This window comes from Dyella sp. AtDHG13 (genome assembly GCF_003201105.1).
GTDB lineage: Bacteria > Pseudomonadota > Gammaproteobacteria > Xanthomonadales > Rhodanobacteraceae > Dyella > Dyella jiangningensis_B.
The window spans coordinates 1-13,960 of the sequence record NZ_QICJ01000008.1; the positions used below are offsets into that span (position 1 = coordinate 1).

At 60.1% G+C, this 13,960-nt stretch carries 17 protein-coding genes; 12 read left to right on the top strand and 5 right to left on the bottom strand.

The genetic code is table 11. From position 1 onward, the window contains the following. Nucleotides 1–91 precede the first annotated feature (91 nt). The gene (locus BDW41_RS13885; RefSeq protein WP_074549378.1) at nt 92–955 is read right to left on the bottom strand and encodes a DJ-1/PfpI family protein; all 864 of its coding nucleotides are present in this window, start codon (nt 953–955) and stop codon (nt 92–94) included. Nucleotides 956–1,027: 72 nt separating this feature from the next. On the opposite strand from BDW41_RS13885, the gene BDW41_RS13890 reads away from it, so the two are divergent. From BDW41_RS13890 to BDW41_RS13925, 9 genes are all read left to right on the top strand, one after another. Further along, the gene (locus BDW41_RS13890; protein WP_074549380.1) at nt 1,028–1,495 is read left to right on the top strand and encodes an SDR family NAD(P)-dependent oxidoreductase; all 468 of its coding nucleotides are present in this window, start codon (nt 1,028–1,030) and stop codon (nt 1,493–1,495) included. Nucleotides 1,496–1,534: 39 nt separating this feature from the next. Further along, complete coding sequence (locus BDW41_RS13895) at nt 1,535–2,542, top strand: zinc-binding alcohol dehydrogenase family protein (protein WP_074549382.1); 1,008 nt, start codon at nt 1,535–1,537, stop codon at nt 2,540–2,542. Between the two features lie 190 nt (nt 2,543–2,732). Further along, nucleotides 2,733–3,590 (top strand): alpha/beta hydrolase, encoded by an 858-nt coding sequence (locus BDW41_RS13900; protein WP_074549384.1) that lies wholly within the window; start codon nt 2,733–2,735, stop codon nt 3,588–3,590. Between the two features lie 128 nt (nt 3,591–3,718). Further along, nucleotides 3,719–4,438 (top strand): hypothetical protein, encoded by a 720-nt coding sequence (locus BDW41_RS13905; RefSeq protein WP_074549707.1) that lies wholly within the window; start codon nt 3,719–3,721, stop codon nt 4,436–4,438. A gap of 9 nt (nt 4,439–4,447) precedes the next feature. Continuing rightward, entirely contained in the window at nt 4,448–5,218 is a 771-nt protein-coding gene (locus tag BDW41_RS13910; protein WP_083337684.1) for an alcohol dehydrogenase catalytic domain-containing protein, read from the top strand. 214 nt (nt 5,219–5,432) lie between these two features. Continuing rightward, entirely contained in the window at nt 5,433–6,290 is an 858-nt protein-coding gene (locus BDW41_RS13915) for a Fic family protein (RefSeq protein WP_074549386.1), read from the top strand. A gap of 56 nt (nt 6,291–6,346) precedes the next feature. Continuing rightward, nucleotides 6,347–7,081: a hypothetical protein gene (locus tag BDW41_RS13920; RefSeq protein WP_074549388.1), complete on the top strand. Its 735-nt coding sequence runs from the start codon at nt 6,347–6,349 to the stop codon at nt 7,079–7,081. A gap of 25 nt (nt 7,082–7,106) precedes the next feature. Next, a complete protein-coding gene (locus tag BDW41_RS23045; RefSeq protein WP_146217355.1) occupies nt 7,107–7,445 on the top strand; it encodes a hypothetical protein in 339 nt (112 codons plus the stop codon). 185 nt (nt 7,446–7,630) lie between these two features. After that, a complete protein-coding gene (locus BDW41_RS13925; RefSeq protein ID WP_146217356.1) occupies nt 7,631–7,921 on the top strand; it encodes a hypothetical protein in 291 nt (96 codons plus the stop codon). A 158-nt stretch (nt 7,922–8,079) separates the two neighbouring features. Here the strand turns inward: BDW41_RS13925 and BDW41_RS23935 are convergent, their stop codons facing one another. Together BDW41_RS23935 and BDW41_RS13935 are read right to left on the bottom strand one after the other, a co-directional pair. After that, entirely contained in the window at nt 8,080–8,232 is a 153-nt protein-coding gene (locus tag BDW41_RS23935; protein WP_343125765.1) for a helix-turn-helix domain-containing protein, read from the bottom strand. A 239-nt stretch (nt 8,233–8,471) separates the two neighbouring features. Next, entirely contained in the window at nt 8,472–8,927 is a 456-nt protein-coding gene (locus tag BDW41_RS13935) for a hypothetical protein (RefSeq protein WP_146217357.1), read from the bottom strand. Nucleotides 8,928–9,439: 512 nt separating this feature from the next. Between BDW41_RS13935 and BDW41_RS13940 the strand changes: the two genes are divergently transcribed. After that, a complete protein-coding gene (locus BDW41_RS13940) occupies nt 9,440–10,369 on the top strand; it encodes a hypothetical protein (RefSeq protein WP_146217358.1) in 930 nt (309 codons plus the stop codon). Nucleotides 10,370–10,539: 170 nt separating this feature from the next. On the opposite strand, the gene BDW41_RS13945 is transcribed toward BDW41_RS13940, so the two are convergent. Then, on the bottom strand, nt 10,540–10,854 hold the full coding sequence (locus tag BDW41_RS13945; RefSeq protein WP_074549396.1) for a carboxymuconolactone decarboxylase family protein: 315 nt from the start codon (nt 10,852–10,854) through the stop codon (nt 10,540–10,542). Next, complete coding sequence (locus BDW41_RS13950; protein ID WP_074549398.1) at nt 10,851–11,258, bottom strand: cupin domain-containing protein; 408 nt, start codon at nt 11,256–11,258, stop codon at nt 10,851–10,853. The genes BDW41_RS13945 and BDW41_RS13950 overlap by 4 nt, the downstream gene beginning before the upstream one ends. 119 nt (nt 11,259–11,377) lie before the next feature. Here BDW41_RS13950 and BDW41_RS13955 point away from each other — a divergent pair, with 119 nt between their 5' ends. After that, nucleotides 11,378–12,268, top strand: coding sequence for a LysR family transcriptional regulator (locus BDW41_RS13955; protein WP_074549400.1), 891 nt, complete (start codon nt 11,378–11,380; stop codon nt 12,266–12,268). Nucleotides 12,269–12,411: 143 nt separating this feature from the next. After that, nucleotides 12,412–13,899 (top strand): FUSC family protein, encoded by a 1,488-nt coding sequence (locus BDW41_RS13960; protein WP_083337685.1) that lies wholly within the window; start codon nt 12,412–12,414, stop codon nt 13,897–13,899. Nucleotides 13,900–13,960 lie beyond the last annotated feature (61 nt).

Here is a 13,960-nt window from a genome sequence, read left to right on the forward strand (position 1 = left end):
ATCAAGGAACCCTTGCCAACCCATCACCGAGCGATAAGCTCGCAACCTTGGACTCTACGAAATAGGTTTTGGCCCTAAGCCCGGGGGCAGGTCACCGGAACCCCGTTTCTCTGGCAATGATTTCCAGCGGATGTCTCCCGCGTTCAACCATGTTTCGCGCCTCTTCCAATCGAAGTTTCTCCACGGCCTTAGCGGGTGACTGGCCTGTTTCTGCCTGAAAGACCCTGCCGAATTGACGGGTGCTCAGATTCGCCACCCGCGCTAGGTCATCGACGGAAAGGGGTTTGGACAAGTTGTTCCTGGCGTACTCGAGTGCCAGCTGCACCCGATCCGACTTTGGCGACAGCTTGAGCATTTCGGAGTGTTGGGATTGACCTCCCGATCGGCGCTGGTGCATGACCAGGGCCTGGGCAACTCTCGTGGCCAATGCCGAGCCTAGATCTCTTTCGACCATGGCTAGTGCGAGGTCCATTGCTGCGGTCAGCCCCGCTGATGTCCATGTGCCATCATCGGCGATGAATATGCGGTCGGGCTCGACTTGCACACGAGGTCGACGTTTCTTGAGTACGTCGACATAGGCCCAGTGCGTAGTGGCACGCCTGCCGTCAAGAAGCCCCGCATCCGCCAGAACAAACGCGCCGGTGCAAAGGCCGGCAATACGGCGCGAGGTTCTCGCTGCGTGCCGTACGAACGCCAGTTCCTCGCTGTTCGCAGCGGTTTTTAGGGGATCGATCGTTCCGCCGATCATCCACGTCTCGGCCTTCGTGTCCGTCTCTATAGGCCGTGTTGACACCGATAAGCCCAAAGAAGAGCGAACGTCGCCTCCTGACAGAGAATAGTTCACGACGCTGTACACCTCCTCCCTGGCCACCGTGTTGGCTATTTCGAATACCGACTGAGTTCCGATCGCCATGACCTGGAAGCCATGGGTAAGAAGAAAGCCTACGCGATGCATGATCTTTACCTCGCTCTGTGTCCGAAAAAGTGGCCATAAACGTCGTTGGCGATGTCGATGCCCCATTGCAGCATGAGTCAGTCGGATGACTTCTCACCGGGCGTTGGCGGGGACGACATGGAGGCAGCGTTTGGAACAGTTGTCATTACAGGGGCGTCATCGGTACTTGGCATGGCATGCGCCAGGTATTTCGCTCATGAAGGTTACGACTTGCTTCTCATTGATCGCGACAGGCGTCGACTCAATGAACAGGCCGACGATCTGACTACACGCACGCTACGAAACGTGGACGTTTGGGAGGCCGATCTTGGTCAGCTGACCGAACTTGTTCCCTTGATTGAAAAGATTCGCCAGCACGCCAGCGTTCTGGCCGTGATTTGCGCTCATGAGACGCTTGCCTCGCATAAGTGCGTATCCGCCAGAAACGGTGGTTCTCCCAGCGACCTATTTATGTGTTCTGTCGCGGATTACCTCAAGGAGCGGTGGGGCGAAGCCCTTTCCACTCGCGCCTTGGTGACGATCATTGCCGGTAACCGATAGCAACTCGTTCAAGCCCTCTACCATTCAGGAAGCGACTCTATGAAAGCCATTGTTTACGCGCAGGCTGGCCTACCCATCGACGATGCCGCGTCACTCTACGAGGCTGACGCTCCCCGGCCGACTCCTCGATCGCGCGATCTCATCGTGAAGATCGAGGCCATTTCGGTGAATCCGGTCGACACCAAGGTCCGGGCGAGCGCGCAGCCCCCCGGTGAACGGATTCTGGGCTGGGATGCCGCTGGCGTCGTCGCCCAAAAGGGTGATGACGCGTCATTGTTCGAAGTCGGCGACCGGGTCTGGTTTGCCGGCGACATCACCCGGCCGGGTACCTACGCCGAATTCACGGCCGTGGATGAACGGATCGTCGGTCATGCCCCCAAAACCCTGTCCTCCGCGCAGGCCGCAGCACTTCCCCTGACCACCATCACCGCGTGGGAGCTGCTGTTCGACCGCCTGGCCATTCCTGAAGGGCGGGGACAGGGACAGACGCTCCTGGTGGTTGGCGCTGCGGGCGGCGTAGGGTCGATCCTTGTACAGCTTGCTCGGCAACTCACCGGAGTCACCATTATCGGAACGGCTTCGCGTGCTGAGACCAAGGATTGGATCCATCACCTGGGCGCCCATCATGTCGTTGACCACTCGCAACCCCTGGAGCCTCAGCTCCGCGCGCTTGGCGTGCCGCAGGTCGATCATGTCATCAGTCTGACGCACACGGACTCGCATTACAGCCAGCTTGTCGACGTGCTCAGGCCGCAGGGTCAATTCGCGTTGATCGACGATCCCGTCCATCTCGATCCATCCTTGCTCAAGCGAAAGTCCATATCGCTCCACTGGGAGTTCATGTTCACCCGGTCCATGTACCAGACGCCGGATATGGTGAAACAGCATGACCTCCTCACACGAGTGGCGGAGCTGATCGATCACGGCACCATCAAGACCACGATCGGTCAGCACTTTGGCGCGATCAATGCCGAAAACATCCGCCGGGCTCACGCGCTCGTTGAGAGCCATAAAGCCGTCGGGAAACTGGTGCTGGAAGGTTTCTGATCCAATCGCCGGGCCAACCCATCAAACGCGTTCGTTGGCTGTCCGAAAAGCGGACCCTAAATGTCGTTGGATGTTCCGGGGCGTGGATGCACCATGAGCTCCGGATTCTCACGCCCGCCACGACAACCACTCTTGGCAGACACCGTTCGCACTCGCCTTATGAAGAGTGCCACTTGGAGGGCTTTGCCTCATGCTGAAGCAATACGTGAGTAGCACATCCGAGACTCAGTTCATCGAGGTCAATGGGCGCAAGCTCGCTTACCGCAGCGTGGGCAACGGACGTCCCATGGTGCTCGCCGTCAGGTTCCGCGGAACCATGGACTCGTGGGACCCGGCATTTCTTGATGCGCTGGTGGAACAGGATTTCCGGGTTGTCGTATTCGATTACAGCGGTCTTGGGCAGTCCTCCGGAACACCGACGTATCACCCTGCATCGCTCGCTACCGACATCATCGATCTGATCGGCGCTTTGCAGCTTGACCGGCCTATTCTGGGCGGATGGTCGATTGGAGGCATCGCGGCGCAGTTCGTTCTAGCGAAGGCGCCGCAACTGGTCAGCCATGTCGTTCTGTTGGCAACTACGCCACCCGGTGATCTGCCGAAAACCGGCGACCGGCTGTTCTATGAACTCGCCAAACGGCCCAACGACTTCGAAGATTTTCTGGCGTTGTTCTTTGAACCGACGAATGCCGGGAGTCGGGAGGCTGCGGAGAGGTCAGCAGGGCGCCTTGCTCTTCGCACGCACGGGAGAAGTCCTGAAGTGCCTTATGAGTGGGCGGGAAATCAGCTTAGCGAAGGGCCTCAGAACCCGGTCTTTCCTGCGGATCCGTTTCTTGCCGTGCTCAGATCGACTCCGATCCCCGTGATGCACTTGGGGGGCGACCACGACATCGTGTTTCCCGTCGAGAACTGGCATGCGTTGAGCCGCCAACTGCCTGGGCTGCATCTGGTAACTCTCCCGAGTACGGGGCATGGACCCCATATGCAGTATCCCCACGCCGCGGCCAGGCATATCGCCGCCTTTGTCACGTCCGATGACAACGCATAAGCGACGGCTCTCTCCTCATGACGGGATACGACCGTCATGCCGTGATGAGGCATGAGCATGCAGCGTTCGCCATCGGCAAGAAGTCCCCCTCTCAACACCATCCAAGCCCGTCAACTGCCGAGGTAAGCATGACCCGTCTTCTTGATACCGCCATCCAGGCTGCCGGAGGCATGGATCGATTCCGCTCTTTCCAAAGCGTGTCGGCTCATCTTCATCACACCGGCGTACTTTGGTCCCTTAAAAAGCGCCAGGGCGTGCTCACGGATGCGCGAGTCACGGTCCAGCTGCATACGCAACGGGTTTCGCATGGTCCGTTCCTGCCATCCTCGGATCACTCCGTCTATACGCCCGACCGGGTGGAAATTCGAAGTGAGAGCGATGCGTTGGTAGAGGCTCTGGACAGCCCGCGCGCCTCCTTCGATGGGTTCGAAATGGAAACGCCCTGGAGCAATCCGCAGCTCGCATATTTTGCCGGATACACGATGTGGACGTATCTCACATCACCGTTTCTTCTTGCGCGACCGGACATTGCGACTGAGGAAATGGAGCCGTGGATCGTTGATGGCCTGCGTTGGCGCCGATTGAGGGCGACATTTCCCCGTACCATCGCCACGCACAGCACCATCCAGACGTTCTATTTCGACGCGGATGGTCTACTGCGGCGCCATGACTACGAAGTGGATATTCAAGGCCGGAACGCAGCTGCGCGTTATCTGAGCGACTACGTCGATGTGCAGGGCACCGCCATGCCGACCCGGCTTCGTATCTATCCACGCGGAGCGGATAACCATGCCGTGCCGGAACCGCTCATTGTGGGTGTCGATCTTTCCGACTACCGATTCGCCTGAGGCGGCACGATGACGACACAAGCAACCTACAGAGCCATGGTCGCCGTATCCCGTGGAGTGCTCGAACTGCAGGAACGACCCATACCGGAACCGTGCGCCGGCCAAGTTCGCCTGCGCATCGAAGCCTGCGGCGTCTGCCACAGCGATAGCGCCACCGTGGAAGGCTCCGACTGGGTGGCGCATCCCCGCGTGCCTGGCCATGAGGTCGTCGGCCGGGTGGATGCCATTGGTGATGGAGTGGTCGGCTGGTCCATCGGCCAACGGGTCGGCGTGGGCTTTATTGCGGCCGAAGACGGTACCTGTTCATCCTGCCGGAAGGGCGACTTCGTCAATTGCAGCGATCCGGCCATATCCGGCATCACGTTTGATGGCGGATATGCCGAGGTAATGCTGACTGACGCGCGTGGATTGGTCCGCGTGCCCGAGGCGCTGGAGGCCACTGATGCCGCGCCGTTGTTGTGCGCGGGACTGACCACCTTCAATGCGTTGAGAAACGGCGGAGCCAGGCCGGGCGATCTGGTGGCGATCCTGGGCCTCGGCGGGCTCGGTCACCTTGCCGTGCAGTTCGCTCGCAAGATGGGATTCCACACGATCGCCATCGCGCGTGGCGGAGACAAGGCTGCTTTGGCCCGTGAGCTTGGTGCTCACCGATACATTGATGCGGATGTCGAAGACCCTGCGACCGTGCTTCAGGAAATGGGCGGCGCCACGCTCATATTGGGCACGGCTCCCACAGGTAAGGGCATGTCGGACATCGTGCCGGGCCGACCCAGGCGGTAGAAGACCTGATCAAACGGGGGCGTATAGAGCCTGGCGGCATAGCCCGGGTCTGCCTCCTGGATCGGCTTCCAGCAAGCGCCTGCCACAGACATTGTCACCACCCAGCTGGGGAGGAATGGCGACATCGCTTTCTGGATGAAAACGGTGAACGCAGTTTGGCTGAGCCGGTGGTCCGGATATCCAAGGACTACCTACTCATCCCGGCGGCCTGAGCATGGCCATTCGCAACGAAGCGCACTTCCACGTCAAGGCGACCGATCGGCTCCCCCAGCCGTCAGCGATCGAGAGATCGTTGCTGGACAGGGTTAGCGATCTGTCCGGCCGACTCGGCGATATCGGACCGGTAAATATCCAGCCATGGAGACAACTGGTGACCGTCGATGAAGCTGACATTGGCGTGGACGTGGCCAACTGCATCCGCACGATAAGGAATGACGAGCTGCTCGATGCCTATGCCGAGTATCACGGTGACTGGTCTGCGATTGCCTTTTCCACGAGCGACGAGCTCGGCAGAGGAAGTGAACTAGCTGGCCTCCGCCAAGCCTTACAAGGGGATCTGGGCAACCTCGACCGGTTCGTCGATTACCTGGAAGAACTATCCACCCGGGTGCTCAACGGCCCATCGAGCATGCGAAATCATCCCATCTACACTGCTGCGGATCGGCACGGGCGCTTCGTGGAATACCCGGCCGCATCATCCATTCGCGATCAGCTTGGGTTATTGCTCGACGTTCTGGCCAACCCGGCCACCGATGCGCTGTTTCGGGCAACGGTGGCCTATGTGACGATCGTCAATGTTCATCCATTCAGCGACGGCAATGGGCGCGTGGCACGGCATCTCTTCAACGCCGTGCTCAGGGACGACGGACTCAAGCTAGGGGCTTACGTCCCAATCAAAGAGCTCATCGCCATCTCGCGTAGCGGATTGATCATCCACACCGCCAGGGCGTGGAAACGCTGGGAGTGGAATTGGATCTTCGCCGACATGTGCGCGGCGATCGAACTGTCCTTGCTCCTGGCCCAGCCGTCCGAATCGTGGGAATTCGAAAAGCATAAAGCAGGCCGTACATGACAGGGGCGACTTCGGTCACCCGACACATCAAGGACTATAGTCAAAGGAGTTCGAGTATGAAGTATTCGCTTGTCTGCCTGTTTCTGGCTTCCCTGACCGCATCGACGGTCTCGCTGGCTCAAGATCCCCAACCGCAATCCGTTGGCGTGGCACCACCTTACAAGGCCGTCTTCACCAAGGCTCACGGCATCCGAGGCATCGACGCGCCCACGGGCGAGTTGTCTGACTCGATCCAGCAGCTCGCGAAGCGTGCGGCTGTCGGCGATGGTCATGCCGCGGCACAGATCTACGCGGGGCTTTCCGCGTGCCAAGCGCTCAAGAACCGCCAGTCGTTGAGCTACGGCTCCCATTGCTCGGGCATCACCAACGACGACCTGGCGAGCACCGGAAAGTGGCTTGATTTGGCGGCATCGCTTGGCGACGGGGAGGCGCAGTACGCCTATGCCGTAGGCGGCTTCGATGCGGTGGTGGGCGTGCAGAACGCTCAGAAGCATCCCGAGCAATTTAAGGCCTACCAAGCTAGGGCAAAGCAGTATTTGCTCGACTTGGCTGACGAGTGCAATTTCGATGCGATCAGCATGATCGCGAGCAGCGGGGGATCAGACGGCATAGTTTTCGGTTCCGATGCTTCTACTGCTTACAAGTTCCAGTTAGTACGCGAACAGCTAATCACCGGACCGCAGAACATCGACAGGACCTATCGCAGCCATTTGGAAAGTAAGTTGACCGGCATGCAGGTTGATGACGCTCAGCGCGAAGCTACGAAATTCATCCTCCACCATTGCATGTAATTTGGACAAGGAAAGGAACTTACCGATGAAGACTTTCAACCTTATTCTTCTTGGGATCGCCTATTCCTTGCCGGCGGCATCCTTTGCAGCGGACTGGTTGGTGCAACAGGATTGCAGTTGCATATTGCGAACCCCAGTAGCCGACTCGACTACGGCAAACGATTTGAATCAATGGCACGCCGGTACCGGCCAGTATGCGGGTTTTGCCGGTGCGCCAGCCCCAAAAGATATTGCACCTGGCGACGTGGTGACCATCTGCAACGGGTCCTATTGCGCGCAATACACGTATGGTAAAGATGGCAGCTGGACCAATGGCAGTGCGAAGCCGGAGACAGCCAACCCGCCTCAGAAGTGTAATCCGTAATCGATTCCAGGAACGCTTCTGCAAGTAACACGGGGAGCGGCGGGATCAGCCCGCTGCCCCCCATTTTAACCAAAGACGTCATAGGTGACGAAATGATGGCTCGCTGTTTGTGTGTGTTGGTAATGAGTGCACTGATGTGCGGAACCGCTATCGCGGCGGATGCAGATTTCGGTCAGGCTTTGAGCATGGCCAAGCACGACCAAGCCTCGCTCTCCGGCAATGCTGCGGATGCTTTTACTAATGCAAAGAACGATGTCAGCCTGTCAGCTTTCGCGGCGTGCATGCCTAAGCGGAAGCTGGACGCTCGTGAAACAACGTTCATGGTAGTGGCAAAGCTCGACGATTCCGGCGCGGTCGTGCAGACCTGGCATCAGGGCGACTCCGATCTAGCCACCTGCTTCGAGAACCAGGTCAAGCAGGCCAAGTTTATCCATCCGCCGCGCTCGCCCTTCTACACCTACTTCGATGTGAAATGATTAAGTAGCTCAGCCACGTCAGCCCAGGCGCCTCGTACTGGGCTGTCATGTGATCATGCTTACCGGAGCGGCTTTCCCACTAGCCCCTTATCGCGTCCTGCGAAGGCTGCGTCGTGGCGATTGGCAGGTCAGTTGGGTGTCCTACCATGCGCCAATTTCTAATCGCTGTCGAAGAGCTGTTTGACATCTACGCCGAGCACCGCGCTCAACTTGCACGGGACCAATAGGGACGGATTGCCGATCGCACGCTCGATCTGGCTGACACAGGTCCGATCAACGTCAGCACGAAGCGCCAATTCTTCTTGCGACAGCTGTCCCTCATCCCACTAAGTGCACGGATGTTTTGCGCCAAAATTTTTCGGGCGTGGTCGAAACTCCGTGCCATGCAGCACTCCTTCCGCTCGCGTGTCTATAGTGTGTTGCGTTGACCGGCTGTAGTCGCAGTCGAAAGCGGACCTTTCGTGCATGCCTGACGATCAGATCTATTGAAATTAAACAAACCGTCGAACGGTGGCCAGTTAAAACACGAGGCTGCTGAGTGTCGGCGTAACTACAGCATGTCGATCACGACATCGCGCGCAGCCCCCTTATAGGAACCAGCGCGTGTAATCAACGCAGTCATACCTTCAAGCAATGACGATTTCACTTTAGAAAAGTCTGCTTCGCTCAACGTATCAACACCCATAGCCTCCTTGAGACCTTGCCGCACACTGTCTTCGTGCACGTGACATGCCGTCGTCTGTAGCGGCGTGTAGGGAGTTCCATCGGTTTGAATGATGGGGGCCGAGACCCTTTCCTCGAAGGTAACGAAGAAATCGAACTGGATTCCGGGGGCGCTGTAGGTGTAATGCGCATCCAACCTGGCGTCATCGTAAAAGAAGCTGGACCGAGAGACCCCGATTTGTCGACTCTTGTCAATTACCGTGCTACCTGGCGCGAGCTCGAAAGGCACTTTTCCGTTCTTCCAAGAGTATTGTTCATAACGTTGAAAATGAACGACCGACATGAAGCAAGACCTAGCGCTCTTGATGCGTTGAAGGATCCGCTTTGGGTCTTGTCGAATGCCTGATGACGTTCGTGACTCTTACGGTTCGATCGGATGGATTGCCAAAGAACCGCGCGAATTCGGATCTAGTCGTTCGCCGCAGCAGAGATACCCGCCTCAGGGGTACTGGAACGCGCGGGACCCGCAAAACGATGCCAGCCTTTGCGTGAATTCAGAAGTCTTACCGACTACGCGGAGGAGGTACATAGCTCTTCTGGCCGATATTAATCAAGTAGCCTACCTGCCGAAACAGCGGAGGCATCTATATTGACTTCATCGATCGGAATCTCGGCTTCGAAGATCGGATCAGATGCCTAAGTCACGACTCATGTTATTTGCCTCCGCTTGCGACCTAATCGAGATCCGCGTTCATGCAAACGACGACACCTAATAGGACGGCAGTCATTGGCCTATGCACTATGTGCATAGGCGTCCTGCTTCTCAAGTATTCGGCTACTGCCGGCAAGCTCGCTATGGGTCTGGGCATCCTCGCCATGGTCTCTACAGGTAGCGTCCAGGGCTTTAGCAAGCTCATGGCGGCGGCGCGATGCGATCTCTTCGAGTTACGCCACGCCTTTCTAGCGCGAAAACGCCTATGGTTGCGACGGGCCCGTCATGTGACTAAGCCATCAGCCGCCGCCAGCCTCGGCTGGCAGCTCAGCGTATTGCTGTTCACTCTCGTCATGTTTGTCGGCGGCGCCTTCGAGGTTTCCATAGCAGGCCTAAGCATTGCCACTGAGACCGTTAGCCGCATCGCCCTGACAGTTGCCTTGTTCGATCTATGCATCATGGGGCTGAGAGTTATGCGCTGGCCTTGGGGCCGGTCCGCCGGCAAATGGCTGAAGGCCGCCGTAGCTGCCATCTTAGCCGGCATCGCTCTCAGCATGGCTCGTCAAATCGTTGCTGGTCTTACCGGCGAGGATCCATCTAAGTTTCCAGCTACGGTAGCTTTGTTAGCCGGCTTATGCGTACCACTGGCCTGGGCGACGATCGCCACGGTCGTCGCGGCTGTCACCATTCTTCCCGCTATGGTGCTGTCGTTTCGACGTATGACTCGGGACGAGACACCGCCTATGGAGCATAGCTATTTCCTCGCTCGCGGTGCGGCGATCATTCGCCCCATTTTGCTATGCCTGGCCTTGCTCCAGATCGGGTTCTTTGCGACCCCGCCGGACCTCAATAAGCATCCGCTTCTTCGATATGCCAGTGTCGTGCTTCTCGTGCATATGGATTTCTGGGATCAGACAGTCTGCGGAACCCCAAATGTACTTGCCGCTCGCATTACCGATGACCGGTACCTCAAGGTCAATCCCAACGAGCAAGTGCCCACGCTTCATGTCGCGACTTGCCTTAATAAAGATGCTCAGCCGGCAGGCAGCAAAGCGTCAACTGCCGTCCTTTGAAGCACAGACTTTGCGAGCAATTTCATCAGTCCCGCCCGGAGCAGGCCCAGCGTAAGTGGCTGATAACAAGAGGATGATCACACTATGGCCCGGATTTTCAATGCAAGGTCTGTGCTTGTGGATGCTCTGGTGCACAGACTATGGGCGCTAAATCCGTACAGACTTTGCCGCTAGGAACAGAGCTTTCGTGCGATTTCAATCGCCGTGTTTGCCGCGGGCCAGCCGGCGTAAAACGCCAGATGGGTGATGAGTTCGATGAGCTCCTCACGGGTGACGCCGTTCTGCAGTGCGTACTTCAGGTGGAAGGGCAGTTCGTTGACGCGGTACAGCGATACCAGTGCGGCAACGGTGATCAGGCTGCGCTCGCGCTTGGGTAGCTCGGTGCGTTCCCATATCTGCCCGAACAGCACTTGGCGCGTGCAGTCGTTGAGCGTGGGGGCAATGTCGGCATAAGGGCCGGCATTCGGCGTGGCTTCGCTGCTCATCGGTTTGCTCCCACCAGGTACTGTTCGTCGGTCACGTGCTCTATCCATTCGACGGCTTTGCCGTCCAGGTATTCCTGCACCGCGATGTGCGTCATGGAGGTGTCCGGAGTGGCGCCGTGCCAATGGCGATGACCCGGCGGGCACCAGATCACGTCGCCGGCGCGGATGACTTCGATGGGCTCGCCTTCGCACTGTGTCCATCCGCAACCCGCCGTCACGATGAGGATCTGGCCCAGCGGATGCGTATGCCACGCGCTGCGCGCACCGGGCTCGAGGGTGACGGTGGCGCAGCCCACGCGCGCCGGCACGGGCGCATTGAACAGGGGATCCACGCGCACGTTGCCCGTGAAGTAGTCGGCCGGTCCCTGGGCCGACGGCTGGGAACCATTGCGGATGAGTTTCATAGTGCCGTCCTCGTTCGTAGGTCTGGAGGACAAGCTTGGGCCACGCCCGGCCTATTGATAAGCCGTGGCTATGTGATTGAACATATGAAAATTGCTCACGAATGTCCTGAGGCCCGACGATGGCCCGCCCGAACCTCAACGACCTGCTCGCCTTTGTGGCGGTGGCGCGCTCACGCAGTTTCACCAGGGCGGCCGCGCAACTGGGCGTGAGCCAGTCGGCGTTGAGCCACACGATGCGCGGCCTGGAAACGCGCATGGGCATGCGGCTGCTGACCCGCACGACGCGCAGCGTCTCGGTCACCGACGCGGGCGAACGCCTGCTTCTTTCGGTGGGAAGCCGCCTCGATGAGATCGAAGAAGAGCTGGATGCGCTGACCGCGCTGCGGGACAAACCTGCCGGCACCGTGCGGATCACCACGGGCGAGCATGCACTGACCACCATCCTGTGGCCCACGCTTCGGCCGTTTCTGCGCAAGCATCCGGACATCCAGGTGGAGTTCGACGTCAGCTACGCGTTGAAAGACATCGTAGCGGAACGACTGGATGCTGGCGTGCGCATGGGCGAGCAAATCGAGAAGGACATGATCGCGGTGCGCATCGGGCCGCCCATGCGCATGGCGACCGTCGGCTCACCCGCGTATTTCAAGGGCGAAACGAAGCCGAAGAAACCGCAGGACCTGACCCGGCACCGCTGCATCAATCTGCGCCTGCCCACCTATGGCGGTTTCTATCCCTGGGAATTCGCACGCCAGGGGCGGGAGATGCACGTTCGCGTGCAGGGGCAGCTGGCCTTCAGCACGGTGCCGCACATCGTCGCCGCGGCCATCGACGGTTTTGGCCTGGCGTTTGTGCCTGAGGACATGGTGCTGTCCCATATCAAGGCCGGGCGACTCGTCCGCGTGCTGGAAGACTGGTGCCCCGCGTTTCCTGGCTATCACCTCTACTACCCGAGTCGGCGGCAGCACTCGCCAGCGTTTTCGCTGGTGCTGGAGGCTTTGCGTTATCGCTAGATCGCCGCTCCGCATCGCAGCGGAATGGACGTCCAACGTCGTCACGGACACGGGCGATCGTCGGCGGGCGGTCTGCGGTTGCCCTCTCCGCCGTCGCTATTGCCCTTTATAGTGGCGCCTCTTCTGCTTCCTTCCGGATCGGCATGAACGAGCCTCGCCCCGCATGGATACGCATGGCCAGGTCGGGCGCGTCGGCGCTGACGCGGCCGCTGGTCGAAGCGGTGACGACCATGCTGGCGGCGCTGGCCACCTTGTTCTGCACGCGTTTCATCGCGCCGGGCGCGGGGCCGTCGGTGCTGGCCGTGGTGTTGTGCCTGTCGTTGTCGCGCAGCCATATGGATCGCGATCTGCGCGGCCGGCTGGAAGCCGCGCTGGCCTTGCCGTTGATCGGCTTCGTGGCGACAGGCGTGGGCTTGCTGCTGCGGCACGCGCCCTGGCTGGGGGCGACGGCCTTTATCGCGGGCATGTTCCTGTCGATCTGGCTGCGCCGCTTCGGACCGATGGCCCGACGCGCGGGGCGATTGATTGCCTTGCCGTTCGTCGCCCTGCTCACCGTGCCGCACGTCCACGCGGCGGCGGACAGTGCGATTCCCCCGGTGCTGGTGCCGATCGTGGTGGCGCTGCTGTCCCTGTGGTGGGTGACCGTGTTCCACCTGCTGGCGCGCCGCCTGCGTCTGCTGCCGCCGGTCACCAACGAGCCGGCCGTCGCCGCGCCCGCCACCGCGTCAAAGGAGGGCATGCGTCCCATCGCCAGCACCCGTATGGCCATCCAGATGGCCGTGGCGCTCGCGCTGTCGTTCGTCGTGGGTTATCTGTGTTTCGCCGAACGCTGGGCGTGGATCGTGCTGACCGCCTTCATCGTCAACAGCGGCAATCGCGGCCGGCTCGATGTGGCCTACAAGAGCGGGCTGCGCGTGCTGGGCGCGGCGGCCGGCACGGTACTGGCGATGTCACTGAGCTTCCGCGCGGCGGGTGACCCGACCGCCACGGGCGTGTGGATTCTGGTCGCGCTGTTCTTCGGCGTGTGGCTGCGCCCGCTGGGCTATGCGTGGTGGGCCTTGTTCGTAACACTGGCGCTGGCGCTGCTGCAGAGCCTGCAGCCGGAGGCGCCATCGCTGCTGCTGTGGCAGCGCCTGGAGGAAATCGTCATTGGCGCGCTGATCGGCCTGGCTTCCGCGTGGCTGGTGTTGCCGGTGCGCTCCAGCGACGTATTGCGCCGACGGCTGGCGGATGCACTGGCCGCGATGAGCGAAGCGATGGACCCTGCCATTGCCGAGCGAACACCGGCCCGCGTGGCGGATGCGCTGGACCAACTCCGCGACATGGCCGCGCCGTTTCGCGCCAGCCGACGCCTGATGCGACACGCCAGCGCAAGGCAGCCTGCCGACTGGATCGACGCCTTGCTCGCCTGTCGCGCATCCGCCATCGATATCATCGCGCGCGGCGGCACGCCGGGACGGGTGCGCCAAGCTATCGGCGCCGCGCGCAAGTCGCTGCGCGAGCCGGACACCCTGCTGCCTGCGCTGCAGCGATTGCGCGAGGCGCTGGATCAGGAAGGCGCGGCGCAGTCACCGACGACCTTGCGTGCCATGCAGCAAACGTCAGCGCAACAGGATCACGAAACACCCTGAAAACTGCGGCGTTTACGCGAGCGCCCGCCGTGATGCAGCGCAGCGGGCGCCAAGGGCGCGA

Excerpts from the sequence above, each read along its gene's own strand:
- BDW41_RS13940 (WP_146217358.1), top strand. The coding sequence starts at position 9,440 with ATGGGTCTGGGCATCCTCGCCATGGTCTCTACAGGTAGCGTCCAGGGC.
- BDW41_RS13935 (WP_146217357.1), bottom strand. The coding sequence starts at position 8,927 with ATGTCGGTCGTTCATTTTCAACGTTATGAACAATACTCTTGGAAGAAC.
- BDW41_RS13955 (WP_074549400.1), top strand. The coding sequence starts at position 11,378 with ATGGCCCGCCCGAACCTCAACGACCTGCTCGCCTTTGTGGCGGTGGCG.
- BDW41_RS13885 (WP_074549378.1), bottom strand. The coding sequence starts at position 955 with ATGCATCGCGTAGGCTTTCTTCTTACCCATGGCTTCCAGGTCATGGCG.
- BDW41_RS13905 (WP_074549707.1), top strand. The coding sequence starts at position 3,719 with ATGACCCGTCTTCTTGATACCGCCATCCAGGCTGCCGGAGGCATGGAT.
- BDW41_RS13910 (WP_083337684.1), top strand. The coding sequence starts at position 4,448 with ATGACGACACAAGCAACCTACAGAGCCATGGTCGCCGTATCCCGTGGA.
- BDW41_RS13945 (WP_074549396.1), bottom strand. The coding sequence starts at position 10,854 with ATGAGCAGCGAAGCCACGCCGAATGCCGGCCCTTATGCCGACATTGCC.
- BDW41_RS13915 (WP_074549386.1), top strand. The coding sequence starts at position 5,433 with ATGGCCATTCGCAACGAAGCGCACTTCCACGTCAAGGCGACCGATCGG.
- BDW41_RS13925 (WP_146217356.1), top strand. The coding sequence starts at position 7,631 with ATGGCCAAGCACGACCAAGCCTCGCTCTCCGGCAATGCTGCGGATGCT.
- BDW41_RS13920 (WP_074549388.1), top strand. The coding sequence starts at position 6,347 with ATGAAGTATTCGCTTGTCTGCCTGTTTCTGGCTTCCCTGACCGCATCG.
- BDW41_RS23045 (WP_146217355.1), top strand. The coding sequence starts at position 7,107 with ATGAAGACTTTCAACCTTATTCTTCTTGGGATCGCCTATTCCTTGCCG.
- BDW41_RS13950 (WP_074549398.1), bottom strand. The coding sequence starts at position 11,258 with ATGAAACTCATCCGCAATGGTTCCCAGCCGTCGGCCCAGGGACCGGCC.
- BDW41_RS13960 (WP_083337685.1), top strand. The coding sequence starts at position 12,412 with ATGAACGAGCCTCGCCCCGCATGGATACGCATGGCCAGGTCGGGCGCG.
- BDW41_RS13895 (WP_074549382.1), top strand. The coding sequence starts at position 1,535 with ATGAAAGCCATTGTTTACGCGCAGGCTGGCCTACCCATCGACGATGCC.
- BDW41_RS13890 (WP_074549380.1), top strand. The coding sequence starts at position 1,028 with ATGAGTCAGTCGGATGACTTCTCACCGGGCGTTGGCGGGGACGACATG.
- BDW41_RS13900 (WP_074549384.1), top strand. The coding sequence starts at position 2,733 with ATGCTGAAGCAATACGTGAGTAGCACATCCGAGACTCAGTTCATCGAG.